The organism is Streptomyces sp. CWNU-52B, assembly GCF_047444975.1.
Classification (GTDB): domain Bacteria; phylum Actinomycetota; class Actinomycetes; order Streptomycetales; family Streptomycetaceae; genus Streptomyces.
In genome coordinates, this window is record NZ_JBLFJV010000050.1 from 196,200 (window position 1) to 220,847 (window position 24,648).

Annotated in this window: 23 protein-coding genes and 5 tRNA genes; 9 read left to right on the forward strand and 19 right to left on the reverse strand. The window is 71.7% G+C overall.

Annotated features, from left to right (window positions below):
• Nucleotides 1-3: 3 nt before the first annotated feature.
• Entirely contained in the window at nt 4-1,173 is a 1,170-nt protein-coding gene (locus ACLVWQ_RS33695; RefSeq protein ID WP_414113035.1) for a chorismate-binding protein, read from the reverse strand.
• Nucleotides 1,174-1,330: 157 nt separating this feature from the next.
• Between ACLVWQ_RS33695 and ACLVWQ_RS33700 the strand changes: the two genes are divergently transcribed.
• The 5 genes from ACLVWQ_RS33700 (at nt 1,331) to ACLVWQ_RS33720 (ending at nt 1,803) form a co-directional block, all read left to right on the forward strand.
• Nucleotides 1,331-1,403: transfer RNA gene (locus ACLVWQ_RS33700), tRNA-Gly, on the forward strand.
• Between the two features lie 39 nt (nt 1,404-1,442).
• Nucleotides 1,443-1,516, forward strand: a tRNA-Cys gene (locus ACLVWQ_RS33705).
• A gap of 1 nt (nt 1,517) precedes the next feature.
• Nucleotides 1,518-1,589, forward strand: a tRNA-Val gene (locus ACLVWQ_RS33710).
• Between the two features lie 37 nt (nt 1,590-1,626).
• Nucleotides 1,627-1,698 (forward strand) — tRNA-Val (locus ACLVWQ_RS33715).
• A 30-nt stretch (nt 1,699-1,728) separates the two neighbouring features.
• Nucleotides 1,729-1,803 (forward strand) — tRNA-Val (locus ACLVWQ_RS33720).
• 102 nt (nt 1,804-1,905) lie between these two features.
• Here the strand turns inward: ACLVWQ_RS33720 and ACLVWQ_RS33725 are convergent.
• From ACLVWQ_RS33725 to ACLVWQ_RS33740, 4 genes are all read right to left on the reverse strand, one after another.
• Nucleotides 1,906-2,196, reverse strand: a complete 291-nt coding sequence (locus tag ACLVWQ_RS33725; protein WP_414113036.1) for a zf-TFIIB domain-containing protein — start codon at nt 2,194-2,196, stop codon at nt 1,906-1,908.
• Nucleotides 2,197-2,270: 74 nt separating this feature from the next.
• On the reverse strand, nt 2,271-3,221 hold the full coding sequence (locus ACLVWQ_RS33730; protein WP_414113037.1) for a phosphotransferase: 951 nt from the start codon (nt 3,219-3,221) through the stop codon (nt 2,271-2,273).
• Nucleotides 3,222-3,449: 228 nt separating this feature from the next.
• Nucleotides 3,450-3,659: a hypothetical protein gene (locus ACLVWQ_RS33735; RefSeq protein WP_414113038.1), complete on the reverse strand. Its 210-nt coding sequence runs from the start codon at nt 3,657-3,659 to the stop codon at nt 3,450-3,452.
• 259 nt (nt 3,660-3,918) lie between these two features.
• Complete coding sequence (locus ACLVWQ_RS33740) at nt 3,919-4,185, reverse strand: hypothetical protein (protein ID WP_151485138.1); 267 nt, start codon at nt 4,183-4,185, stop codon at nt 3,919-3,921.
• Nucleotides 4,186-4,382: 197 nt separating this feature from the next.
• Between ACLVWQ_RS33740 and ACLVWQ_RS33745 the strand changes: the two genes are divergently transcribed.
• Nucleotides 4,383-5,690, forward strand: coding sequence for a serine/threonine-protein kinase (locus tag ACLVWQ_RS33745; RefSeq protein WP_414113332.1), 1,308 nt, complete (start codon nt 4,383-4,385; stop codon nt 5,688-5,690).
• A gap of 86 nt (nt 5,691-5,776) precedes the next feature.
• On the opposite strand, the gene ACLVWQ_RS33750 is transcribed toward ACLVWQ_RS33745, so the two are convergent.
• From ACLVWQ_RS33750 to ACLVWQ_RS33795, 10 genes are all read right to left on the reverse strand, one after another.
• Complete coding sequence (locus tag ACLVWQ_RS33750) at nt 5,777-6,595, reverse strand: TrmH family RNA methyltransferase (protein WP_414113039.1); 819 nt, start codon at nt 6,593-6,595, stop codon at nt 5,777-5,779.
• Between the two features lie 63 nt (nt 6,596-6,658).
• A complete protein-coding gene (gene cobA / locus ACLVWQ_RS33755; RefSeq protein WP_414113040.1) occupies nt 6,659-7,903 on the reverse strand; it encodes a uroporphyrinogen-III C-methyltransferase in 1,245 nt (414 codons plus the stop codon).
• A 251-nt stretch (nt 7,904-8,154) separates the two neighbouring features.
• Nucleotides 8,155-11,787, reverse strand: coding sequence for a nicotinate-nucleotide--dimethylbenzimidazole phosphoribosyltransferase (gene cobT / locus ACLVWQ_RS33760; protein WP_414113041.1), 3,633 nt, complete (start codon nt 11,785-11,787; stop codon nt 8,155-8,157).
• Between the two features lie 397 nt (nt 11,788-12,184).
• The gene (gene cbiE, locus ACLVWQ_RS33765; protein WP_414113042.1) at nt 12,185-13,402 is read right to left on the reverse strand and encodes a precorrin-6y C5,15-methyltransferase (decarboxylating) subunit CbiE; all 1,218 of its coding nucleotides are present in this window, start codon (nt 13,400-13,402) and stop codon (nt 12,185-12,187) included.
• A gap of 154 nt (nt 13,403-13,556) precedes the next feature.
• On the reverse strand, nt 13,557-14,195 hold the full coding sequence (locus tag ACLVWQ_RS33770; protein ID WP_414113043.1) for a GNAT family N-acetyltransferase: 639 nt from the start codon (nt 14,193-14,195) through the stop codon (nt 13,557-13,559).
• A gap of 131 nt (nt 14,196-14,326) precedes the next feature.
• Complete coding sequence (locus tag ACLVWQ_RS33775) at nt 14,327-15,160, reverse strand: MetQ/NlpA family ABC transporter substrate-binding protein (protein ID WP_414113044.1); 834 nt, start codon at nt 15,158-15,160, stop codon at nt 14,327-14,329.
• Nucleotides 15,161-15,222: 62 nt separating this feature from the next.
• Nucleotides 15,223-16,050, reverse strand: coding sequence for a MetQ/NlpA family ABC transporter substrate-binding protein (locus ACLVWQ_RS33780; RefSeq protein ID WP_414113045.1), 828 nt, complete (start codon nt 16,048-16,050; stop codon nt 15,223-15,225).
• Between the two features lie 113 nt (nt 16,051-16,163).
• Nucleotides 16,164-17,024, reverse strand: coding sequence for a methionine ABC transporter permease (locus ACLVWQ_RS33785; RefSeq protein ID WP_414113046.1), 861 nt, complete (start codon nt 17,022-17,024; stop codon nt 16,164-16,166).
• Nucleotides 17,021-18,130, reverse strand: a complete 1,110-nt coding sequence (locus tag ACLVWQ_RS33790) for a methionine ABC transporter ATP-binding protein (protein ID WP_414113047.1) — start codon at nt 18,128-18,130, stop codon at nt 17,021-17,023. The genes ACLVWQ_RS33785 and ACLVWQ_RS33790 overlap by 4 nt, the downstream gene beginning before the upstream one ends.
• Nucleotides 18,131-18,450: 320 nt before the next feature.
• On the reverse strand, nt 18,451-19,098 hold the full coding sequence (locus tag ACLVWQ_RS33795; RefSeq protein ID WP_414113048.1) for an HAD family hydrolase: 648 nt from the start codon (nt 19,096-19,098) through the stop codon (nt 18,451-18,453).
• A 69-nt stretch (nt 19,099-19,167) separates the two neighbouring features.
• Here ACLVWQ_RS33795 and ACLVWQ_RS33800 point away from each other — a divergent pair, with 69 nt between their 5' ends.
• Together ACLVWQ_RS33800 and ACLVWQ_RS33805 are read left to right on the forward strand one after the other, a co-directional pair.
• Nucleotides 19,168-19,527 (forward strand): hypothetical protein, encoded by a 360-nt coding sequence (locus ACLVWQ_RS33800; protein WP_414113049.1) that lies wholly within the window; start codon nt 19,168-19,170, stop codon nt 19,525-19,527.
• A 1-nt stretch (nt 19,528) separates the two neighbouring features.
• Nucleotides 19,529-19,984, forward strand: coding sequence for a hypothetical protein (locus tag ACLVWQ_RS33805; protein ID WP_414113050.1), 456 nt, complete (start codon nt 19,529-19,531; stop codon nt 19,982-19,984).
• A gap of 57 nt (nt 19,985-20,041) precedes the next feature.
• Here the strand turns inward: ACLVWQ_RS33805 and ACLVWQ_RS33810 are convergent, their stop codons facing one another.
• From ACLVWQ_RS33810 to ACLVWQ_RS33820, 3 genes are all read right to left on the reverse strand, one after another.
• Entirely contained in the window at nt 20,042-20,545 is a 504-nt protein-coding gene (locus ACLVWQ_RS33810) for a GNAT family N-acetyltransferase (RefSeq protein ID WP_414113051.1), read from the reverse strand.
• A gap of 46 nt (nt 20,546-20,591) precedes the next feature.
• On the reverse strand, nt 20,592-21,098 hold the full coding sequence (locus ACLVWQ_RS33815; protein WP_414113052.1) for a sigma-70 family RNA polymerase sigma factor: 507 nt from the start codon (nt 21,096-21,098) through the stop codon (nt 20,592-20,594).
• A 130-nt stretch (nt 21,099-21,228) separates the two neighbouring features.
• A complete protein-coding gene (locus ACLVWQ_RS33820) occupies nt 21,229-22,443 on the reverse strand; it encodes a glycerophosphodiester phosphodiesterase (RefSeq protein ID WP_414113053.1) in 1,215 nt (404 codons plus the stop codon).
• Nucleotides 22,444-22,880: 437 nt separating this feature from the next.
• Here ACLVWQ_RS33820 and ACLVWQ_RS33825 point away from each other — a divergent pair, with 437 nt between their 5' ends.
• A complete protein-coding gene (locus tag ACLVWQ_RS33825) occupies nt 22,881-23,570 on the forward strand; it encodes a lysophospholipid acyltransferase family protein (RefSeq protein WP_414113054.1) in 690 nt (229 codons plus the stop codon).
• Nucleotides 23,571-23,601: 31 nt separating this feature from the next.
• On the opposite strand, the gene ACLVWQ_RS33830 is transcribed toward ACLVWQ_RS33825, so the two are convergent.
• A complete protein-coding gene (locus ACLVWQ_RS33830) occupies nt 23,602-24,573 on the reverse strand; it encodes an aldo/keto reductase (protein ID WP_414113055.1) in 972 nt (323 codons plus the stop codon).
• Nucleotides 24,574-24,648 lie beyond the last annotated feature (75 nt).

Here is a 24,648-nt window from a genome sequence, read left to right on the forward strand (position 1 = left end):
ACCTCACGAGAACGTGCCGGGTTCCCGACCCGACGTGCTTTTCCGGCCGGGGCCCCCGGGGGCGTCCACGGGGGTGACCGCGGTCCCCGTGTCACCCCCCACGTCGTACGCCCCTGGGTACGCCCCCGACGCTACAGCGAGCAGCCGGGCGGCCTTCAGCTCGGTCTCCTCCCATTCGCGCCGGGGGTCCGAACCCCAGGTGATGCCCGCGCCGGTGCCGAAGCGCAGCTCGCCCGCGGCCCGGTCGATCCAGAAGGTGCGGATGCCGACGGCCAGCTCCCCGGTACGGCGGTCGGCGTCGACCCAGCCGATGCCGCCGCAGTACGGCCCCCGGGGCGCCGTCTCCAGTTCCTCGATGATCCGCAGGGCACTGGACTTGGGGGCGCCGGTGACGGATCCGGGCGGGAAGGCCGCGCCCAGCAGCTCCGGCCAGCCCACCCCGCCTCCGCTGCCTCCTCCGCCTTCCCCACCCTCTTCGTCCGCGCGCAGTTCGCCGCGGACGGAGGAGACGAGGTGGACGAGCCCCGGGTGCTTCTCCACGACGCACAGGTCGGGCACGGTCACGGTGCCCGTGGCACAGACCCGGCCCAGGTCGTTGCGTACCAGGTCCACGATCATCACGTTCTCCGCGTGGTCCTTCTCCAGCAGGTCCGCCTCGGTGCGTCCGGTGCCCTTGATCGGCCCTGACTCGACGACACGGCCGGTCCTGCGCAGGAAGAGCTCCGGGGACGCGGTGGCCGTCTCGACCCCGTGTCCCGGGAGCCGAATCGTTCCTGCGTACGGTGCCGGGTTGCCGCGTGCCAGCAGAGCGGTCAGCGCGTCGACGTCGGCGTCCGGCGAGACGGGCGCCGACAGGATCCGGCAGAGGTTCGCCTGGTACACCTCGCCGGCCGCGATGTACTCACGGATACGGCGTACGCCCGCCATGTACGCGCCGCGGTCGAGTGACGACGTCCAGTCACCGGTGGCGGGTCCCCGCCACCGGCCCGGCACCGGCGCGGGTACGGAATCGCGCCGCACGTCCGCGAAACGAGCACAGACGACACGCCCCTCGAAGTCGGCGCTGACGGCCCAGAAGCCACTGGAGTCGAGCGCCGCGGGGTCGCCGGTGACGTCGAGGAGGCCGGTCGCGACGAGGCCGCCGAAGCGGGCGAGAGCTGGGAAGTCCTGCACGGTTGTGAGTCTATGGTGGGGTGACCTGCGGGTGCCTCGGCCATGTCCTGGAGCGGACGTACCGCAGCACGCTGCGCAAACGCGTTTTTGTGCTGGCCCCGGTATCCGCTAGAGTTCAACACGTCGCCGGGTCGCGAGAGCGGACCGGAAACGACAAGCGGACGTAGCTCAGTTGGTAGAGCGCAACCTTGCCAAGGTTGAGGTCGCCAGTTCGAACCTGGTCGTCCGCTCGCAGGAAGTGGGGGATCTTCCCGACCCCCCGCGCTCCTGGTGGAGTGGCCGAGAGGCGAGGCAACGGCCTGCAAAGCCGTCTACACGGGTTCAAATCCCGTCTCCACCTCCAAGGACGATTAGCTCAGCGGGAGAGCGCTTCCCTGACACGGAAGAGGTCACTGGTTCAATCCCAGTATCGTCCACTGGATCCGCCGGTACGTACGACGAGATCCTGATCCCGCGCGATTAGCTCAGCGGGAGAGCGCTTCCCTGACACGGAAGAGGTCACTGGTTCAATCCCAGTATCGCGCACGCAGTTCGCACCACTCGCAGGTCCGTCCCGCGCGATTAGCTCAGCGGGAGAGCGCTTCCCTGACACGGAAGAGGTCACTGGTTCAATCCCAGTATCGCGCACCACGTATCAACCCCGAAGCCCCCGACCGTCTCGTACGGTCGGGGGCTTCGTCGTCCTCCGGGACCTCTCCGGGACCCCTCAGGGTCCCAGGAGGATCAGCGGGCTCAGGAGGAGAAGAGCATGTGGCCGAAGCTCTTCTGACGCTTGTGACCGTGGCCGTAGTGACCGCCGTGACCGCCCTGCGGGGCGCCCCAGGCCGGCGCGGGGGCGGACGGGTAGGCCTGCGGGGCGCCCGGGGGCGGCGGGCCGGGCTGCGACCACTGGCCTTCCAGACGTGTCAGGGACTCCAGCTCGCCGTAGTCGAGAAATATCCCGCGGCAGCCGCTGCACTGCTCGATCTGGACACCATTGCGGTTGTACGTGTGCATCGGCGCATGGCACTTCGGACACTGCATGCTCGGCTCAACTCCTCGCCGGTCGGTACTGCTTCCGCCAGGACAGACTCCGTCCGGCTTCCGTCGGTTGCACCCTACGTCGCGAAACCTTCCGCCAACTCGGGCGGGTGCGCGGCCATTCGGCCACACGCGTCGATCACGGACGTCTCGACCTCGTCCAACGGGCGCCCTGCCGCGACCGCCTTGGCGATCGCCAGGGCCGCGGTCTGCACGGTCAGCGCGCGGGCCGCCACATCGAGAGCCGGCCAGGGATCGCTGTCCGCCGGGACGGCCGGGCCGCCCGCCTTCCGGTAGGCGGTGAGAAAGCGGTCCCACTCGTCGGGCGGCAGGAGACCGCAGGCGAACCAGGCCGCGGGGCGGGCCAGGTCCCAGGCGGGATCTCCCCGGCCGAGGTCGTCGATGTCTATGAGCAGCCAGTCGCCGCTCCCCGCCCGCACCAACTGGCCCAGGTGGAGGTCTCCGTGGCACAGCGTGCGGGTGTTTGGCATCGGGGCCTCGTCCCGCGCCCAGGCCGGCAGGACGGACCAGGCCGCCAGGACCGGGGCGGCCGCCGGGTGCGGGCCGGCCGCGCGCAGGCGGGCGACGGCGCGGGCCGCCTTCGCCGGGCCGCGCATGGGCGGCAGACCGGAGGGGAGCACCCCGTCCGGTGTCCGGTGGAGCCGCGCGAGGAGAGTGGCGGCCTCCTCCCACGGAGCGGCGTCCGGGTCGGCACGGTCCACGGGGGTTCCGTACGGCCAGAAAGTGACGGGCCGGCCGTCCAGTTCGACCCCGCTCGGCCCCAGCGGCGCCAGGAGGACGCCGTCGAGCGCGGGGTGCGCGGCCACGGCCAGCCGCTCCGCGAGGCCGACGGGGGCGGTGTCGGCGGCGTGCGCCTTCGCCACCGTGCCGCCGTGGCGGACGACGGTGCCGTCGGGGCGGTCGGCCAGCACGGAGGTGTCCGTACCGCAGACGCAGACTTCCGCCGCCGGATGGGCGGCGGCCCGCACCTTCGCGCTGAGCGCTGGCAGCAGCCCCTCTGCGGTCACTCGGGGCCTCCTCGGGGCACAGATCCCGCCGGGTCGTCCGGCACCGGCGGTCCCCGGAGCGTACGCACACACAGAGCACGCGCACAAAAACCTCACGTACAAAAGCAATGCGGGCGCAGCTCCCCAGCTGCGCCCGCATCTTTTTGCCGTCCGCCGCACCCCCGTCCCCACGGGGTTTCATGGCCGGATGTCCCCGCCCGGACCGCTCTTCCGGGCCTGGGGCGCCGCTCAGCGCCCCAGCATCACGCCCACGGACGACGCCTGTGTGACCACTGCTTCCCAGCCGCCGAAGACGACTACGAGCAGGGTGGCCAGGGGGAGGACCATGGCCGTCGCCACCAAGGGGTGACGTCGGCCGGACCGGCTGGAACCGAACGCGGCGGTGTACGCCTTGCGTCCCTGCGTGCGGATCATGGTCCGCGGTGCCGTGTCCGCCATGGTCCCTCTCCTGACCGTTCTGTTGAAAAGTCTGTACCGCTGCTCGCGACCGCCGATTGCGACCGCTGCTCGCGCCGGTGCCCGTACTGCTCTGGCAGCGGCGGGTGTCTGACCTCGGGGGACGAGTGCTGCACCCGCCGCTTGACAACAAATCTAGGCGGGAGGCCCCGACGGGTCGTCATGCCCTCGTACCTATTGCCGGGCCTCCCGGAGGATGAGCGATGACCTGCGGAGTACTCCCCTGGGTGGAGAAGAGGTCCTAGGTCTCGGGGGTTTCCCGGAGGGGACGTCCGGTCTGTTCCGAGGTGTCCTCCCTCGGGACCGGTTGTTCGACCAGTGCGAGCACCCGGGTGGCCATGAAACGGGCCGTACGGACCACTGAACCACTACGGGTGACTTCGCTCACTTCGACCACTCCCCTGCGGACCGCCGTCTCCACCCGGCGACCCGCACGACTGGCCACCACCTCGTACGTACGGGTCGTGTCTCCCGCGTCGACCACTATCTCCACGCGATCACCCTTCACGGGTCCAATCCCCCTTCTGTGCCGAACGGTTGGGAAATCGCGCGGCTCGACGCCGCCGGACTCCCCCAGTCCCCTGACCACCCCTCAAGTTTCCCACCCGGCACTGACAATCGGTCGGGTCGCGAGGGCGCGGCCTCTGCGCGCGCCCCGCCGCGGAAACGTAAGCTGTGGCTCGTCAAACGGACCGGGCAGCGGGGATGGACATGGCGATGATGCGCCTGAGGCGCGAGGACCCGCGTGTCGTCGGCTCGTTCAGGCTTCACCGACGGCTCGGCGCGGGCGGGATGGGCGTTGTCTACCTGGGCTCCGACCGGCGTGGCCAGCGGGTCGCGCTGAAGGTGATCCGGCCCGACCTCGCGGAGGACCAGGAGTTCCGGTCGCGCTTCGCCCGCGAGGTGTCGGCGGCGCGGCGGATCCGGGGCGGGTGCACCGCGCGGCTCGTCGCCGCGGACCTGGACGCCGAGCGGCCCTGGTTCGCGACGCAGTACGTGCCGGGGCCCTCCCTCCACGACAAGGTCGCCGAGGACGGTCCGCTCTTCGCGTCCGAGGTCGCGGCCGTGGGCGCCGCGCTCTCCGAGGGGCTCGTCGCCGTGCACGAGGCCGGGGTCGTCCACCGGGACCTGAAGCCGTCCAACATCCTGCTGTCCCCCAAGGGACCGCGCATCATCGACTTCGGCATCGCCTGGGCGACGGGCGCGAGCACCCTCACGCACGTCGGTACGGCCGTGGGGTCGCCCGGCTTCCTCGCGCCCGAGCAGGTGCGGGGCGCCGCGGTCACCCCGGCCACGGACGTGTTCGCGCTCGGCGCCACGCTGGCGTACGCGGCGACGCAGGACTCGCCCTTCGGGCACGGCAGTTCCGAGGTCATGCTCTACCGGGTGGTGCACGAGGAGCCGCAGCTGCACGGGGTGCCGGACTCGCTGGCCCCTCTCGTGCGCGCGTGCCTGGCGAAGGACCCCGAGGAACGGCCCAGCACGCTGCAGTTGTCGTTGCGGCTCAAGGAGATCGCGACGCGGGAGGCGCACGGCATGGGTGAGGCCCGGCCGCCGGCGCCCCGGGCGGCGGAGGCCGACCGGCCGACCGGGCGCCTCGCCGACGACTATCCGGAGCAGCAGCGCACCCAGCGGCGTACGCAGGGTTCGGCCGCGCCGCGTGGCAACGGCGCCTCGCCGCGGTCCGGTGCGCGCCCGGCCCCCTCGCGGGGCAACTCGACGCGGCCTGGAGGGCCGGGCAGCCGGTCCGGGCCGGTGCGTGGGGGTACGGGGCGTCCGGGGCCACGGACCACGGGGACCGGGCGGCGGCCCGCCAACCCTCGGCTGTTGCGGCAGCGGCTGTTCGTGTTCGTGGTGGTGACGTTGCTGGTGGCGTTGGCCATCGCGGCGGCGCAGGGGTGCCAGGGGCCTGCCCGGGGGCTTGACCGTGGGGGCGCGGGTGGGGGCGCGGGTGTGGATGTTCGGCAGGAACAGGCGTCCGGGCAACCGAACGGGATCCGTCGGAGCGGGTGAGCGTCGTCCGCCGTCCGCGGGTGGATCGTGGCTGAGCGCGCAGTTCCCCGCGCCCCTTACGGGGCGGTTCGGTATCGGCTCGTCGGTTAGTTCTGGGGTCTGCCTGTTGCCACCGCGTAGAAGGCGACCGCTGCCGCCGCTCCGACGTTCAGGGAGTCGACTCCGTGGGCCATGGGGATACGGACCCATTCGTCGGCCGCCACGAGGGCCTGGGTGGAGAGGCCGTCGCCCTCCGCGCCGAGCATCAGGGCGACCCGGTCCATCCGGTGCGGGGCCACCTCGTCGAGGGACTTGGCCTTCTCGTCCGGGGTGAGCGCGAGGAGACCGAAACCCGCCTCCCTGACCGACTCCAGGCCCTTGGGCCAGGTGTCGAGGCGTGCGTACGGGACCGCGAAGACCGCGCCCATGGAGACCTTCACCGAACGCCGGTACAGGGGGTCCGCGCAGTCCGGTGAGAGCAGCACCGCGTCCATGCCGAGCGCTGCTGCCGAGCGGAAGATCGCGCCGATGTTGGTGTGGTCGTTGACCGACTCCATGACCACGATCCGGCGGGCCGTGCGGAGCAGGTCGTCGGGGGTCGGCAGCGGTTTGCGCTGCATGGAGGCGAGCGCGCCGCGGTGCACGTGGTAGCCGGTGACCTGTTCGGCGAGGTCCGGGCTGACCGCGTACACCGGAGCCGGGAGTTCGTCGATGACGTCCCGCATGACGTCGACCCACTTGGCGGACAGCAGCATCGAGCGCATCTCGTAACCGGCGTCCTTGGCCCGTCTGATGACCTTCTCGCCCTCGGCGATGAACAGTCCCTCGGCGGGTTCGCGTTTGCGGCGCAGCTCCACGTCGGTCAGGCCCGTGTAGTCACGCAGGCGCGGGTCGGCTGGGTCCTCGACGGTGATGAGATCGGCCACAGGGTGATACTGCCTTGTCCTGAGTGCGGTGCCAACGGCTGGGAACGGGTGGGTTACCCGGGGTTACTCAGTTGTCTCGAACGAGCCGTCCGTACCCACGGTCACGACCTCTCCGATGACGATGACCGCCGGGGGCCGCACCTCCTGGGCACGGACCGTCTCGGCGACCGTCGCGAGGGTCGCGTCGACACGGCGCTGCGCCGCGGTCGTGCCTTCCTGGACCAGCGCCACGGGGGTACCGGCCGCCTTGCCGTTGTCCATGAGCGTCCGGGCGATGGCGCCGATCTTGTCCACGCCCATCAGGACGACCAGGGTGCCGCGGAGCTTGGCGAGCGCGGCCCAGTCGACCAGGGAACGTTCGTCGTCGGGGGCGACATGGCCGCTGACGACCGTGAACTCGTGGGCGACCCCGCGGTGCGTGACCGGGATGCCCGCGGCGCCCGGGACGGAGATCGAGCTGGAGATGCCGGGTACGACCGTGCAGGAGATGCCGGCCTCGGCCAGTGCCTGGGCCTCCTCCATGCCGCGGCCGAAGACGAAGGGGTCGCCGCCCTTCAGCCGGACCACCGACTTGCCCTGCTGGGCGTGTTCGATGAGCGCGTTGTTGATGGCCTCCTGGGCCATGAAGCGGCCGTACGGGATCTTCGCCGCGTCGATCACCTCGACGTGGGGCGGGAGTTCGGCGAGCAGGTCGCGGGGGCCCAGGCGGTCGGCGATCACCACGTCGGCCTCGGCGAGCAGCCTGCGGCCGCGGACCGTGATCAGGTCCGGGTCGCCGGGGCCGCCGCCGACCAGGGCGACGCCGGGTGTGCGGGTGCGGTGGTGGCGTGCGACGAGGGTGCCGTCGCGGAGCCCTTCGACCACCGCGTCGCGGATGGCGGCGGTGTGGCGGGGGTCGCGGCCCTTGACGTCGGTGGTCAGGACGGCCACCGTGACCCCCTCGCTGTGGCCCGTCGCCGGGGTCCAGGCCGTGGCCTCGTCCGCGTCGTCCGCGCGGACGCACCACACGCGGCGTGCCTCCGCCTCGGCGGAGGCCGCGGTGTTCGCCGTGGAGTCGGGGGTGGCGATCAGGACGTACCAGGACTCCGCGAGGTCGCCCGGTTCGTACCGGCGCCTGGTCCAGGTCAGTTCGCCCGCGTCCACCATGGCCTCGACCGACGGGGTCGCGGACGGGGAGACGAGGTGGATGTCCGCGCCCGCCGCGATGAGGGCGGGGAGACGGCGCTGGGCCACCTGGCCGCCGCCGAGCACCACGACGCGGCGGCCGGAGAGGCGGAGGCCTACGGGGTAGGCGGGGTTTTCGGCCATGGCGGTGCGGCTCCTCATGCAGGCGTGCGGGCGGTGCGCGGGGGCGCGCTGCTGCGGTGGAGCGGCCCTGACGTGCGGATTTTAGAGTGCGGGGCGGGGGGCTGCCGGAGTGGGTGGGGGTTCTTTCCCCCGGCCCGGCCCTTCCCGAAACTGGGGCTGCGCCCCGGACCCCGCGGCGTGCCGGTCCGTTGGCGGTCCGTGCACACCCGTTCCGCCGTGCGGAACGCCTGCCCACGGACCGCCAACTCGGCCTACTTCTCGGTTACCCCCGCCGAGTCGAACGTCGCCACCTCGTGCATCGCCCTTGCCGCGCTCTGAACCACGGGCAGGGCCAGGAGCGCGCCGGTGCCCTCGCCCAGGCGGAGGTCGAGGTCGACCAGGGGGCGCAGGCCCAGCTTGTTGAGGGCGGCCACATGGCCGGGCTCGGCACTGCGGTGGCCCGCGATGCAGGCCGCGAGGACCTCGGGGGCGATCGCGCGGGCGACCAGCGCCGCGGCTCCGGCGCTGACACCGTCCAGGATCACCGGCGTACGCAGCGAGGCGCCGCCGAGGAGGAGGCCCACCATCGCGGCGTGCTCCAGACCGCCGACGGCCGCCAGGACGCCGATCGGGTCGGTCGGGTCCGGCTGGTGGAGCTCCAGCGCGCGGCGCACCACCTCGGTCTTGCGGGCCAGCGTCTCGTCGTTGATGCCGGTGCCCCGGCCCGTGACCTCGGCCGGGTCGCTGCCGGTGAAGACGGAGATCAGGGCCGCCGACGCGGTGGTGTTGGCGATGCCCATCTCCCCCGTGATCAGGGCCTTGTTCCCGGCCGCCACCAGGTCGCGCGCGGTCTCGATGCCCACCTCGATGGCCGCCCTGACCTCCTCGCGGGTCAGCGCGGGACCGGTCGTCATGTCGGCCGTGCCCGCCCGGACCTTGCGCGGCAGCAGGCCGGGGGTCGCGGGCAGGTCGGAGGCCACGCCCACGTCGATGACGCAGACCTCGGCGCCGACCTGGGCGGCGAACGCGTTGCAGACCGCGCCACCGCCGAGGATGTTGGCCACCATCTGGCCCGTGACCTCCTGCGGCCACGGGGTGACGCCCTGGGCGTGTACGCCGTGGTCGCCCGCGAAGATCGCGACGGCGGCCGGTTCCGGGATCGGGGGCGGGCACATCCGGGAGAGGCCGGAGAGCTGCGCGGAGATGATCTCCAGCATGCCGAGCGCCCCGGCCGGCTTGGTCATGCGCTTCTGGCGCTCCCACGCCTCGCCGAGCGCCTTGGCGTCCAGCGGGCGGATGTTGGTGATCGTCTCGGCGAGCAGGTCGTGCGGGGCCTCGCCGGGCAGGGCACGCCGCCCGTACGTCTCCTCGTGGACGACCCAGGACAGCGGGCGGCGCTTGGACCAGCCCGACTGCATCAGCTCGGGCTCGGCCGGGAACTCGTCGACGTATCCGACGCAGAGGTAGGCGACGACCTCCAGATGCTCGGGCAGGCCGAGGCCGCGGACCATCTCCCGCTCGTCGAAGAAGCTGACCCAGCCCACGCCCAGGCCCTCGGCACGGGCCGCGAGCCACAGGTTCTCCACCGCGAGGGCGGAGGAGTACGGCGCCATCTGCGGCTGGGTGTGGCGGCCCAGGGTGTGCCGGCCGCCCCGGGTCGGGTCGGCGGTGACGACGATGTTCACCGGGGTGTCGAGGATGGCCTCGATCTTCAGTTCCTTGAACTGCTTGGCGCGGCCCTTGGGGAGCGACTTCGCGTACGCCTCACGCTGGCGCTCGGCCAGTTCGTGCATCGAGCGCCGGGTCTCGGCCGAGCGGATGACGACGAAGTCCCAGGGCTGGGAGTGGCCGACGGACGGCGCCGTGTGGGCCGCCTCCAGGACGCGGAGCAGCACATCGTGCGGGATGGGGTCGCTGCGGAAGCCGTTGCGGATGTCACGGCGCTCACGCATCACCCGCAGGACCGCTTCGCGCTCGGCGTCGTCGTAGGCGGGCGCGGCAGGACCGGTGGACTCGCGCGGCCGGTCCACGGCGGCCGTGCCCTCTTCCTGGTCCGCCGCGGCCAGGGTGTCCAGGTCCGCCGCCTGCTGTACGACCGCGAGCTCCGGGGCCTCGATGTCGACGGCCTCGGCACCCTCAGCGGGCTCGACCGGTTCGACGGGTTCGACGGCTTCGGCAGGCGTCTCCGGTACGGGGATCGCCGCGGGTTCGGCGGCCTCGGGGACCGGCTCGGGCTCCCTGGGGGCCGGCAGCACGAGGAGGGGTTCCTCTTCGGGCGCGATGCCGACGTCGGGAACCGCTTCGAACGCTTCGGGCTCGGCGGCGGGCTGTTCGACGGGCACCGCGGCCGGGGCCGCCGTCTCCTCGGCCGGTACCTCGGGGAGGGGCGTCGGCGTCACGCCGTGCGGCGGGGTGGGAGCCAGGTGCGGGGTGGTCGGAACCGTGCCCTCGACGGGTACGAACCGGCCGACGGGCTGCTCGGCCTGCCCGATCAGCTCGACCTGCTCGACCTGCTCGACCTGCGGGAGAACGTCCTGGGGCTGAGCGGCCTCGGGGGCGTCCTGGAACTGCGGGGCAGCCAGCGCGGCGTCCGCGACGACGACCGGCTCGGCTTCCGCCATCGGCTGCGGCGGCTGCTCCGGCGGCTCCGTCGGGTGCACCGACTGCGGGTCCGCCGCCAGGTGGGCGGCCTGCACGAAGCCCTGTGCCTCGGGTGCCTGCTGACCGGGCGCGAACTCCGGGACGGACTGGACGAACTCGGGGCCCTGGCCGCCCTCCGGTGCCTGCGGGAACAGCGAACCGTCGGCGAGCTGGGGGGCCTGCGCGTAGTCCTGCACCACTACCGGTTCCACCGGTTCCGGGACCTGGGCGGGCTCCGGGACGGGCCGGCCGAGGTCGGCAGGCTGCTCGGGAGGCCGCATCGCCTCCGGCTGCTGCGGCGGGGCGTACGCCTCGTCGAAAACCTGTACGGCCTCAGGAACGAGTGCGGCCTCAGGAACGTGTATGGCCTCGACCGGCTCCACGACTGCCTGAGGGCTCGGGACCTCGGGGATCTGCTCGGCAGGCGAAGCGTCCTGCGGCTGCGGGGCTCCGGCCGGCTGTTCCGCGACCGGCGCCTCGGTCGGCTCAGCCGGTTCGGCCTGCTCAGCCGCCTCGGCCGGTTCCTGCGGGACCAGGGGGCCCTGGTTTCCGGCGAGCGACCCGTCCCCTGTCTGGGACACCGTGTCCGACACCTGTGCGACCGGCACCGGCACGGACTCGGCCCCGGCGGCCACCGGGTCGCTCGCGTGCGCCCCGGCGCCTTCCGGGAAGACCGGTTCCGCGGCCATGGCCTCAGCCATGCCCTCGGGGGCGGCCTGCGCCACCGGAGGCGCGACCTCCTGCACCTGGACCTGCGTCTGCGCTCCCCAGGGCGCCGCGCCCTGCAGCGCGACCTCGTCGCGCGGCACGTCGAGGTACTCGGGACCGGAGGTGAGCGGAGCGACCTGCCGTACGGCGAACGGGGTGGCGGGCGCTCCCGCCGGACCCCGGTCGGCCAGCGAGCGCACCGGGCTGCCCGCGCCGTCCGGGGTCGGCGGGCCGAGGTGCAGCGGACGGCGGGCGACGGGCGGCTGCGGCGCGGAGGACGACATCCGGACGGCGCTGAGGTCGACCGAACCGCTGTCGCGGCCCGACGTCTCGTGCGGACCGGGCTCGTGGACGGCCTCGACGACGGGTGCCGGGGCCGGCGGGGCGACTTCGTTGCCCCACGCGCTCTGGGCGCCCGGCAGCAGCAACAGGTCTTCGTCCTCGGCGGTCGACTCGGAGAGGTAGGCATACGCGTCGGGGGCGGGGGCGCCCGGCTGCTCCACCATGCCTGCGCTCTCCGGCAGTCCCTCGCCCGGGACCTGGCCGGTGTCGGTCATGCGTACCCCTCGCCCATCGGTTTAGTGCTCCTACGACCTGCTCGTCCGGGGCGGCGCACCGACCACCCGTCATGAGTAACGAGCACACGGGCCGGGCGGCACGAACGGCCGGTCGACAAAGCCATTAACTGGCATTGTCGCGGTCGGCCCGCCACCGCGACAGGGTGATCCGTCACGGCCCGCTGTGGACTGCGCCACGTTGCGCGTCCTCCGGTTCTGCCGTACCACACACACCCCAAAATGGGTGTGTTTTGCGGGCATTGACCGGCGAAATATCGGACAACCCGAATGCAGTACAACAATCGCTCAGCCTACCGCGCGCGGTAGGCTGACAGGATCACAGGGCGCGATCAGGCCACCCGGCCCGGGGCTGCCCGCCCACGGCGGTCACCGCACCTCAGCGGGGCCCGTCGCGCCGTCCCAGCTCGCCCGAGAGCAGGAAGACGACGCTGCGCTCCTTCTCCGTCCAGGCGCGGGTGTCCAGCTCCACGGACTGCAGGAGGGCGCATTCGACCCGGTAGCCGTGCTCCGTCAGGTTCCTGCCGATGAGTTCGGCGGCGTCGCGGGTCGCGGCGTGCGTGACGATGCGCTCGGGGCGCCGGTCGGCGACCGCGGAGACCACCCCGGCGCCGCCGCCCCCGACCCGTACGACATCCGGTTCGGGGAGGTTCTCCAGGATGTACGGGGCGGTGCCGTGGGTGATCTGGAGCTGGACGCCGAACCGGCGGGCGGTGGCCATGGTGCGGGCGCAGGCGTCCGGGTCGCGGTCGACGGCGAGGACGGCGGCGCCGCGGCGCGCGGCCTCCGTCGCGAAGGCGCCGCTGCCGGCTCCGATGTCCCACACGAGGTCGCCGATCCGCGGGCCCAGGCGGGCGAGTTGGGCGGCGCGGAGCACCTCGGTCTCGCCCTCGCCGAGCGCGTCGCCGTACACGTCGTCGGGCAGCGCCCAGCCGCGCGGCCCGGTGCCCGGGTCGCGGCCGGCGATCCAGCCGCCGCCCTCGGAGGCCGTGACCGGGCCACCCAGGACGATGACGACGTTCGGGTCGCGCCAGGTGTGGTCGGCGACCTTGTCGGAGGTGAGGACCGTGACCCGCTCGCGCTCGGTGCCGAGTTCCTCGCAGATCACGAAGGTGCGGTGGACCCCTTCGAGGAGCAGCCCGAGTTCGGCGGGTCCGGCGCCCGGTGAGGTGAGGACGGCGACCTTGGTGTGGGCGCGGCACACGTTCACCGCGCGGCGCAGGGTGCGCCGGTGTGCGACGACCACCTGTGCGTCGTCCCAGGGCATGCCCGCGCGGGCGAAGGCGTCGGCCACGGCCGAGACCGCGGGGACGACTTCGACCTCCAGACCGAACTCGGGGGCGCGCAGGGTGCGTACGACTCCGAAGAAGCCGGGGTCCCCGTCGGCGAGCACCACGGCCGAGCCGCGATGGGCGGCGATGCGGCGGGCCGCGAGGGCGACGCTGCCGAGCCGGACGCGCTCGGCCGCGGCGGGGACCTCGGGGAGGATCAGGTGATGTGCCGCGCCCGCCACCAGCGTGGCGGCGCCGAGCGCCGAGCGCGCCGCGTCGGTCAGCGGCGAGCCGTCACAGCCGATCACCGTGACCCGGTCGGCCATCGTTGTCAGTCTCCTGAAGTCTTCGAGTCGTCGCAGGTCGCAGGTCGGAGGTTCGGAAGTGGAGGGACGCGGGCCGTCGGGCCGGGCGTGCGGAGCGTCGCGAGCGTACCTCGTGACGTCCCGGAGAGCGGGTGGGGGTGCGGGCCCCTCCGGTTCAGTTCCAGTCGGAGTACGAGGTGAAACCACCGGTGTCGGCGAGCTGCTCGGCTATGCCCTCGATGTCCTCGGGAAGCAGGCCCCACACGATGAAGTCGGTGCGCAGGTCCTCCCAGCGGCCGTCCTCGGTGCGGGTGCGGGCTATACAGGCACCGCGCAGGACGCCCTCGCTGATGCAGCCGATCTTCTGCGCGACCTGCTGGGAGGCGGTGTTGTCGGCCGCGGTGCGCAGCTCCAGGCGCTCGAACTTCTGGTCGCCGAAGAGCCACTGGGCGGTGGCGAGCGACGCCTCGGACGCGTAGCCCTCGCCGCGCGCCCAGGGGGCGATGATGTACGAGAGCTCTGTGGAGCGGACATGCCAATCCGTATTGACCAGCTGAATCATGCCGACCAGCCGCTGCGTGAGGAACTCCGTGACGACGAGGTCGAGTCCGCGGCCCGAGGTGCGCGTCGAGGGCGAGCGCTCGTCGAGCCAGTCGCGGGCGACGGCCTCGGTGAAGGGCTGCGGCACGGACGTCCAGGCGGCGACCTGCTCGTCGTTCATCATTTCCGTGAAGGCAGGAATGTCCTCGTCCTCGAGAGGGCGCAGCACCAACCGCTCCGTGTTCAGGGAGATGTCGGGGAAGGTGTTCGTCATGCGCCGCTCCGTAACCATCAGGGACCGTCGGACCTGCTGAACTGCCCAGCATGCAGCATGTGAGCGCCGAACTGCACCACGGGGTCGGCTCCTTGTCGACGAGTCGACACCGTGGCACAGCTGAAACGACGTCAGCCGGCGGTGACGGGCAGCACCGACCCCTTGTACTTGTCCTCGATGAACTTCCGCACCTCGGCGGAGGTCAGGAGCCTGGCCAGCTTCTCGACGCGCGGGTCGTCCTCGTCGCCCTTCTTCACGGCGAGCAGGTTCGCGTACGGGTTGTCCTTCACGGACTCCAGCAGCACGGCGTCGTCGGCCGGGCTGAGGCCCGCGTCCTGGGCGTAGTTGTTGTTGATCACCGCGGCGGCCACGTCGTCCAGGGAGCGCGGCAGCTGAGCCGGTTCGAGCTCCTTGAACCTGAGGTTCTTCGGGTTCTTCGCGATGTCCGCGGGGGACGCGGTCGGGCCGGCGCCCTCCTTGAGCGTGATGACACCCTCGGACGCGAGGAGCTTCAGCGCGCGGCCCTCGTTGGTGGTGTCGTTGGGCACCGCGACGGTGGCTCCGTCGGGGAGCTCGCCGACGTCCTGGACCTTCTTGGAGTACACGCCCATGGGCGGCAGGTACGCGTCCACGACCGGGACCAGGTCGGTGCCCTTGGACTTGTTGAAGTCGTCCAGGAAGGGCTCGTTCTGGTAGAGGTTCGCGTCGAGCGAGCCCTCCTGGAGCGCGGTGTTCGGCAGGACGTAGTCCGTGAACTCCTTGATCTCCAGGTCGAGTCCGTTCTTCGCGGCGAGGTCCTTCTTGATGTACGCGAGGACCTCGCCGGCCGGGACGGCGGTGGCGCCGACGACGAGCGCGCCGTCGTCACCTCCGCCGCCGGAGCCCTTGTCCTGCGCGCCACAGGCGGTCAGCGCGAGGGCGAGGGACAGTGCGGCGACGGCCGCGGAGATGACGGGCTTGCGCATCGTCGGCTTTCCTCGGGTTTCTTCAGGCTTCTTCAGGTTTCCTCAGGGCGATGCCGAGCGGGTCAGAACGACGCGATGACGGAGCCGGCGTACTTGCCCTCGATGAACTTCTTGACCTCGGGGGAGGTCAGGAGCTTGGCGAGCTTCTTGACGCGCGGGTCGTCCTCCTGGCCCTCCTTGACGGCGAGGAAGTTGCCGTAGGGGTTGTTGTCGGCGGACTCCAGCACGAGGGCGTCGTCGGCGGGCTTCAGGTCGGACTCGATGGCGTAGTTGCCGTTGATCACCGCGGCGTCGACGTCGTCGAGGGAGCGCGGGGTCTGGGCCGCCTCCAGCTCCTTGAACTTGAGGTTCTTCGGGTTCTTCGCGATGTCCTTGGGGGTCGCGTCGTTGCCCGCGCCGTCCTTGAGCGTGATGATCCCGTTGGCGTCGAGGAGCTTGAGCGCCCGCGCCTCGTTGACCGTGTCGTTCGGGACGGCGACCGTCGCGCCGCTCTTGAGGTCGTCGGCCTTCTTTATCTTGCTGGAGTAGAGGCCGAGCGGCTCCAGGTGCACCGTGACGACGGGCACGATGTGCGTGCCGTTCTTCTTGTTGAAGTCGTCGAGGTACGGCTGGTTCTGGAAGTAGTTGGCGCCCACCGAGCCGTCCTCGGTCGCGGTGTTCGGCAGGACGTAGTCCGTGAACTCCTTGACCTGGAGGTCGAGTCCGGCGTCCTTCGCGAGGTTGTCCTTCACATAGGTGAGGATCTCCGCGTGGGGCACGGGGCTGGCGGCGACGATCAGCGGACCGCTGGTGTCGGAGGCGTCGTCCTTGTCCGAGCCGCAGGCCGTGAGGCCCAGGGTGAGGGCTCCGGCGGCGAGGACGGCAGTGGCGATCTTTGCGGTGTTACGCACGAAAAGTGCCTTTCCATTGGGGCTGGGTGACCCCGCGAAGGGTGTGCGGGGACATCTGCGGGTGGGGTGGGGTGAGGACGTACGTACCGGAAGCCGCCGGGACCGGTCGGGTCTCAGGCGACCTTGCCGGCGTCGGCCGTGGACACCTCGGCGGAGCTGCCCCCGGAACCGGAACCGGTGCCGGAACCGGAGCCGGTGTCGGTGTCGGTCGCGGCAGCCGTGTCCGTGGAGTCGGTGGCGGCGGGCTCCTGAGTGGCGGACCCCGTCCGGGGCCTGTTCCTCAGCAGCCTGAGCCGCGGACCGGCCCCCGACTGGCCGCCGCGCCGGTGCAGCCTGCGCGCGGCGTAGTCGCCGACGAACTGGATGAGGGAGATGACCACGGCCAGGATGCCGACGGTGATCCACATCAGTTCGGTCTCGAAACGCTGGTAGCCGTACCGGATGGCGATGTCGCCCAGGCCGCCCGCGCCGACGGTGCCGGCCATCGCGGAGTAGCCGATGAGGGCGACGATCGTCGTCGTGGTGCTGGAGATCAGCGACGGGAGCGACTCGGGTACGAGGACCCGGCGGACCACGGTCCAGGTGTTGCCGCCCATCGACTGCACGGCCTCGACGAGCCCGCCGTCCACTTCCCGGACGGCCGTCTCGACCAGCCGCGCGAAGAACGGGATCGCCCCGATCGCGAGCGGCACGATGGCGGCCTCACGGCCGATGGTGGTGCCCGTGATGGAGCGGGTGAAGCCCATCAGCGCCACCATCAGGATGATGAACGGCATCGAGCGGGCGATGTTCACGACCTGCCCGATCACCTTGTTCAGGACGGTGTTCTGCAGCAGGCCGCCCCGGTCCGTGAGGACCAGCAGGATGCCGAGCGGCAGACCGCCGACGACGGCGATGAGCGTCGACCAGCCGACCATGTAGAGGGTGTCCCAACACGCCTGCTCCAGCAGCGGCTGCATCTCGGACCAGGTCACTTGGCACCATCCTTCACCGGCACGGACGTCCGGGCGGGCTGTTCGACGACGTCGAGCTGCAGGCCCCGCTCGCGCAGGAAGCCGATCGGCACGACGTTCTCCTCGTACCGTCCGGGCAGTTCGATGCGCATGCGGCCGACCTGCTTGCCGGCGACGGTGTCCATCGCGGCGCCGAGGATCGAGATGTCGATGTTGTACGTGCGGGAGAGCTGCGAGATGACCGGCTGGGTCGCGGCGTCGCCCTGGAAGGTGACGTCGACCACCGTGCGGTCCTCGCCCGAGGCGTCGCCGCTCACCGGGAAGAGCGCGGCGGCCAGCTCGGAGCCGGGGGTGGCGAGCAGCTCGGTGACGGTGCCGGACTCGACGATCCGGCCGTTCTCCATCAGCGCGGCCGAGTCGCAGACGGTCTTGACGACGTCCATCTCGTGCGTGATGAGCAGCACGGTCAGACCGAGCTGGCGGTTCAGGTCGCGCAGCAGGTGGAGGATCGAGCGGGTCGTCTCGGGGTCCAGGGCGCTGGTCGCCTCGTCCGAGAGGAGCACCTTCGGGTCGCCCGCCAGGGCGCGGGCGATACCGACGCGCTGCTTCTGGCCGCCGGAGAGCTGGGCCGGGTAGGCCTTGGCCTTGTCGGTGAGCCCGACGAGGTCGAGCAGCTCCAGCGCCTTGCGGGACCGCTCCTTGCCCGACTTCCCGAGGATCTCCAGCGGCAGCTCGACGTTGTCCTGGACCGTCCGCGAGGACAGCAGGTTGAAGTGCTGGAAGACCATGCCGATGTGGCTGCGCGCCTTGCGCAGCTCCCGGCCGGCGCGCGGACCGCGCCCGGCGAGTGCCGTGAGGTCCTGTCCGTCGACGGTCACCGTGCCGGCGGTGGGGCGCTCCAGCAGGTTGACGCAGCGGATGAGGGAGGACTTGCCGGCGCCCGACTGTCCGATGACGCCGTACACCTCGCCTTCGCGGACGTGCAGATCGACGCCGTCCAGGGCGGTGATCTCCCGGCCGCTCGAACGGTGCGCCCGATAAACCTTCGTCAGGCCTGTTGTCGTGATCACTGGGGTTTCCGTCACTGTCGAGTGCAGGGCGTGGGTGTGCGCCGGGCACGGGTGCATTCGGTCGAACGCGGCACGGTCGTCCACGCGGTGGCGTCGGGGACCGGGCTTCGGCAGAACTGCGTGCGCGGGGCGGGCTCAGTCGCGTACGAAGGGGACGTACGGGCGGACGTGAGCGCTCTCGCTTCGGGGCGCGAGGCTGCGGGTGGTGCGGGGGCCCTCTAGAAGGCGCACATTCGACACATACAGCGAGCACCGGGCGTTACTGTCGCCTCGGTCGCAAGGATGCGGCTGCTCGTCGTGGTCATGAGAAAAGTAAAGCAGATCTTTGCGTCGGACAGGGCACCGCTGTCCCACATCACGGACAGCGGTGGACACCCTCAGTCCCGGACGGAGAGTTCCACTCCCCCGTCCGTCACCAGTGCGGACACGGCCGAGAGGTCCTCGACGACGACGTCCGCCGTCAGCTCGGCGGCCCGGTGGGTTGTGGTCAAGGCCACGGTGGTCATGCCGGCCGCGCGCCCCGCCCGCAGGCCCGCGGGCGCGTCCTCGAAGACGACACAGCGGGCCGGGTCCACGCCGAGCCGCCGGGCGGCCAGCAGGAACGGCTGGGGGTCGGGCTTGCCGCGCGTGATGTCGTCGGCGGCGACCAGGTGCTTCGGGTGGACCCCGACCTCACCGAGCCGGGCCTCGGCCAGCCGCCGGGTGGCGGAGGTGACGACGGCCCAGCGGTCGGCGGGCAGCGAGTCGAGGAGCGCCTTCGTGCCCGGCAGCAGGTGCACGCCGCCCACGACGTCCTCCACCTCCAGCTGCTCGATGCGCACGACGGCCTCGGCGACCCTGGCGACCGGCAGCAGGTCGGCTGCTATCTCGGCGGCCGGACGGCCGTGCAGTTCGACCCGGGCGAACTCCTCGGCGGTGATCCCGTACTCCGCGGCCCACCTGCTCCAGCATCGGTACACCGACTCCAGGGACGAGACGAGCGTTCCGTCGTTGTCGAACAGCAGGGCATCGGCTCGGATCTTCATGCCCTCGACCCTACGGGGCACCCCGGGGGCGAGCTCATCGGGCCTTTTGGCCCGTAATAGGGTCACGGCATGCTTGATGCCCTGACGGTCGCCACGGCCGTCGCCGCGCTCGCGCTCGCCGCCTGGTGCGGCTGGGCCGCCTACCGGGACCAGCCGACCAAGGACTGGCACTTCATCGGCATGGCCGTGGTGAGCGTGCTCGCGCTGGTCCAGCTCGTGGTCGGCGTCGTCCAGCTGGCCCGCGGCGAGAAGCCGGAGCAGGGCACGACGATCTTCGTGGCGTATCTGGTCGGCGCCTTCGCGTGCGTCCCGGCGGCGGGCTTCATGTCGCTGGCGGAGCGCACCCGCTGGGGTTCCGTCACGGTCGCGGCGGGCGGCGTGGTGCTCGCCGTGCTTCAAGTGCGGCTCTACGACATCTGGGGAGGCTGAGATGGCGGTACCCGCCGAGGGGCCGGGGAAGGGCGCGGCGGCCGAGGAAGCCGGGAAGTCCGGGCGGACGCGGCTCATCGGCGGTCCGGGCATCCTGCTGGTGTGGCTGTACGGGGTGATGGTCGTCGGCGCCGTGTCGCGCTCGGCCGTGCAGATCGCGACCGAGTTCGACAAGGCGCCGCTCGCCTACTCGCTGTCCGCGGTCGCCGGGCTCGTGTACGGCTTCATCACGTACTCGCTCGTGCGGGGCGGCGAACGGGCCCGCAGGGCGGCGCTGGTGTGCTGCGCCGCCGAGCTCGCGGGCGTCCTGATCGTGGGCACCTGGACGCTGGCCGACCCGTCCGCCTTCCCCGACGCCACGGTCTGGTCGGACTACGGGATGGGCTACTTGTTCATCCCGGTCCTGCTCCCGGTCACGGCGCTGTTCTGGCTGCGCAGGAGCAGGACGGCCCCGTGAGGGGAGAGCGGGGAACCGCGCAGCGGGCCACCGAGGCGCCGCGGACAGGCGACCGGCCTAAGCGCTGGCCACAAACGCGCCCGCGGCCGCGCCCTTCGCCAGCCGCACCAGGCTGAGCCGCTCGTCCACCCGCTCCGTCGACACCGGCTCGTAGCCGTGCTTCCGGTACAACCGCAGATTGCGGTCGCTGCGGTGCCCGGTGAACAGCTGGAAGCTCTTGGCCCCGGCGTCCGCCGCGAGGCGCGACTCGATCGCGTCGAGCAACCGGCCGCCCAGCCCGTGCCGCTGCATCCGCGGATGGACGATCAGCTTGTCGATCCGGGCCGTGCCGTCCGTGTCCACGGCCGCGCGCACCGAGGCCACCACCTCGTCGCCGAGCCGGGCCACCAGGACCGTGCCGCCCGCCAGCTCCGCCTTGAGGGACTCCAGGGGCTGGGTGAGGGGCTCGATGCTGTAGTCGCCGTACAGCTCGGCCTCGCTCTGGTAACAGAGGAACTGCAGTTTGAGGATCTGTTCGGCGTCCTGTTCGGTCGCCGCCGAGATGGTCACGCTCATGCCCATGTGTGCATGCCTCCCGCTCACCTGTTCCGCCGGTTGTCCCTCACTCCTATCCCCGCGGTTCACGCGTCGCAACCTCCACCGTGAGCATTCGGCGCAGACATCCCAGACATCTGGAGCGTTCCGGACCGAGACTGCCCTGTGAGATACCCAACTCACCCGCGATCTCCCGGTACGTGAGGTCCTCCGGGGACAGCAGCGCCGCCATGAGGCGCGGGCAGCGGCCCGGCAGCCGTCGCACGGCGGAGTACAGGGCGCGACGGCGGGCGGCACCCAGCGCGAGTTGCTCGGGGCCCGGCCGGCCGTCGTCGGCGGGCTCCGTCGCGTACGGCCGCTCGACGCTCGCGGTGCGTCCGGCGCGCCGCGCCTCGGAGCGGACGGCGCCGCGCAGCCAGGAGGCCGGATCGGCGGGCGGCCCTTCGGTGCCGAGTCGCTCCAACAGCCGCACCCAGACGTCCTGTTCCAGGTCGCTCGGCTCGGTTCCGGAGACATATGCCTCCGCCGAGGCCTCGGCGACGAGCAGGGGACGCAGCGCGGCAACGATGTCGGGGGTCATATGCGGCACGACGCGGCCGCCCCGGAACGAGGTTGCCGGGGCGGCCCACCGTCACCCGACCGGGCTCACGGGCGGGTCAGTTGTTGACGTTCGTCTCGCCCTTGTCGGTCCTCTCGGCCTCTCGGCCTTCTCAGTTCTTCTTGAGGAAGTCCTCGCGGGCCAGGAGGCCGGTGTCCGGGTTGTCGGTGAAGACCCCGTCGATGCCCGTCGCGAAGTACGTCGCGAAGGCTCCGAAGGCGTCACCGTAGGCGTCCGCGTCGGTGCCCTTGCGGAAGTTCGCGGGCAGGAAGGGGTTCTCGTTGCGCATCGTGTACGGGTGGAGAACCAGGCCCTCCGCGTGCGCGTCCCGGACCAGGGTGGTCGGCGTGGTGAGGTTGCCGGCCGCGTCCTTGAGGATGATCAGGTCGAGGGTCGGTCCGATGCCCTGCGCGAAGGAGGCGATCCACTTCAGACCGGCCGGCGCGACCAGGTCGGCGACCGTACGCGGGTCTCCGGTCTCCTCGAAGTCCCAGGGGCGGCTGTTCGCGGACGACAGGAGCACCGCGAGCGGGTTGTCCACCAGCTTGTTCAGGCGCTGGATGCTGGTGGGCTCGAAGGACTGGAGGATGACCGGCGAGTTCTTCTTGTCCAGGCCGTGCCTGCGCAGCACCTTGGCCACCCGCTCCTCCAGGCCGAGGCCCAGCTTGCGGAAGTACGTGGGGTGCTTGAGTTCCGGGTAGATCCAGACCTCCTTGCCGCGCTTCCTGCTCTGCTCCTCGCGCCAGCGCAGCACCTCCTCGAAGGTGGGGATCTCCCAGCGGCCCTCGTAGAGCGTGTTGTGCGGGCGGTTGGCCGGGATGCGCTCCTTGGCGCGGAGGGTCTTCAGCTCGGCGAGCGTGAAGTCCTCGGTGAACCAGCCGGTCGTGGAGACGCCGTCGAGGAGCTTGGTGGTCTTGCGGCCCGCGAACTCGGCGTGCGTGGCGACGTCCGTCGTGCCGCCGATCTCGGGTTCGTGGCGGCACACGAGGTGGCCGTCCTTGGTGGGTACGAGGTCGCCAGCCTCGATGATGTGCGCGCCCAGGTCGAGGGCGAGCTGGTAGGAGCCGAGGGTGTGCTCCGGGCGGTAGCCGCTGGCTCCGCGGTGCCCGATGATCGTCGGCTTCGGCAGGCTCTTGTAGCCGCCGCTGCCGTGCTTCTCGCCGGCTCTCGCCGTGGCCGGGAGGCCGAGGACCGCTCCGCCGGCGCCCAGTACGGCGGCGCCGAGCAGGGCGCGCCGTCCTGGGCCGCCGGCCGCGTTCGGCTCTTCGCTCCGGCCGTCGTTCGGTCCGTGCGACCCGTGCGACCCGTGGGTCCTCTGCGTACTCATGAGCGCTCCTCCGCATACTGCCCTGCACCTGTCAAAGCGGGACTGATCGTAGGTGCGGTCGGGTGACGGACGGGAGACCTTGGACGGAACACACGGGTGACGCTGGGGGCCCTGCGGGGGTGGGTGACCGACCTGGGGAGGCGCGGGCGAAGCCCCGCCTTCAAGGGGCGCGGGGAACTGCGCAACCAGCCACACACCACCCGCACCCGACGCACAGCCCCGGGGAGGCGAGGGCGAAGCCCCGCCTACAAGGGGCGCAGGCGGCGCAGCCACATGCGGGGTTCGTCACACCGGCTCCGGTGAATGACAGCCACGCGACAGGGCACCACCCCAGGTAAACAGGAGTCAACACTGTGTATCCAGTCGGTGAACCCGATGTGCAAGACCCCCGCGCCCGCGAGTATCGTCCTCACCTGCACAGACTTATCACCCACCCCTTGACACCGGAGGGCCCGTTGTCCCGCTTCGCGCTCATCAAGGCAGTGCTCGGACCGATCATGCGCCTGATGTTCCGCCCACGGGTGGAGGGTGCGGAGCGCATCCCGGGCGAAGGCCCGGTCATCCTCGCCGGCAACCATCTCACGTTCATCGACTCGATGATCATGCCGCTGTTCTGCAGCCGGCAGGTCTTCTTCATCGGCAAGGACGAGTACGTCACGGGCAAGGGCGTCAAGGGCCGCCTGATGGCCTGGTTCTTCACCGGCTGCGGCATGATCCCGGTCGACCGGGACGGCGGCCGCGGCGGCGTGGCGGCGCTGATGACCGGCCGTCGCGTGCTGGAGGAGGGCAAGGTCTTCAGCATCTACCCGGAGGGCACCCGCTCCCCCGACGGCCGCCTCTACCGCGGCCGTACGGGCATCGCCCGGCTGGCGATGATGACCGGCGCCCCCGTGGTCCCGTTCGCCATCATCGGCACGGACAAGATCCAGCCCGGCGGTTCCGGGTTCCCCCGCCCCGGCCGGGTCACCGTCCGCTTCGGCGAGGCGATGGAGTTCTCCCGGTACGAGGGAATGGACCGCGACCGGTACGTACTGCGGGCCGTGACGGACTCCGTCATGTCCGAGGTCATGCGCCTGTCGGGGCAGGAGTACGTGGACATGTACGCCACGAAGGCCAAAGCGGCGTAACCCCCGCGGTCGGTCAGGAGCAGAGCCGGCGTCAGTGCCAGGGCAGTCGGCCGCGCCGCTCCCAGTACGCCCCCGGCTCCTCCGCCAGGCTCTCCAGCCGCTCGGCCTGTTCGTCGTCGAGGTCGACCACCGCGGCGCGCAGGTTGGACGCCAGCTGGTTGGTGGTGGCCGCGCCGGACAGGACGACCCCCGCCCAGGGCCTGCGCAGCACGAAGGCGAGGGCGACGGCGTCGGAGCCGGCCCCCACCCCCTCGGCGACGGAGCGCACGTCGTCCGGTGCGTGCGGATCGGCGAGCCGGCCGTTGGCCATGCCCTCCTTGACGATCACGGTGAGCCCGGCGTCACGCGCCTCGGCGAGCGCGGGCCCGGCGGAGGTGTCCAGCACGTTGTACGTGGCCTGGACGGTCCGGAAGAGCGGTTCGGAGCCGACGGACACGGCGAGCGCGGCGCGGATCGCGACGGCCTGGGCGGGACCGCTGGTGGAGAACCCGACGGTCATGCCCTGCGCCGCAGCTTCGGCCAGCGCGGCGTGCAGTTCCTTGTCGGTGAGGGCCGGGCTGTCGGGCGTCACCGAGTGGATCTGGTAGAGGTCGAGCCGGTCGCCGAGCAGCTCGGCGGTCTCGGCGCGCTGCCTCTCGTACGTGGCGAGGCCGTGGTCCTTGATCTCGTGCGCCTCGGCGTCGGTGCGCCAGCCGGCCGTGTAGGTGTAGCCCCACTTGCTGCCGACGACGATGTCGTCGATGCCGGGCCGCGCCGTCAGCCAGTCGGCGAGGAACTCCTCCGAGCGTCCGTACGAGCGGGCGGCGTCGAAGTAGCGCACGCCCTGGGCGTAGGCCGCGTCGAGGAGTTCGTGGGTGCGGGTGCGCAGCGCCTCGACGCTGCGGTCCTCTCCGAGGTCGTGGTCCCGGCCGAGGTTGATGTAGCCGGGACGACCGATCGCGGCGAGGCCCAGCCCGATGTGGCAGGTGGGGGTCGTGGCTGAGGCCAGTCGGGCGAAGGGCATCACGGGCTCCGTTGGTCGGCTCCGGTACGGCTGTCCGACCAACGTAACCCGCGAGGCCTCTCCGAGGTCACGCGG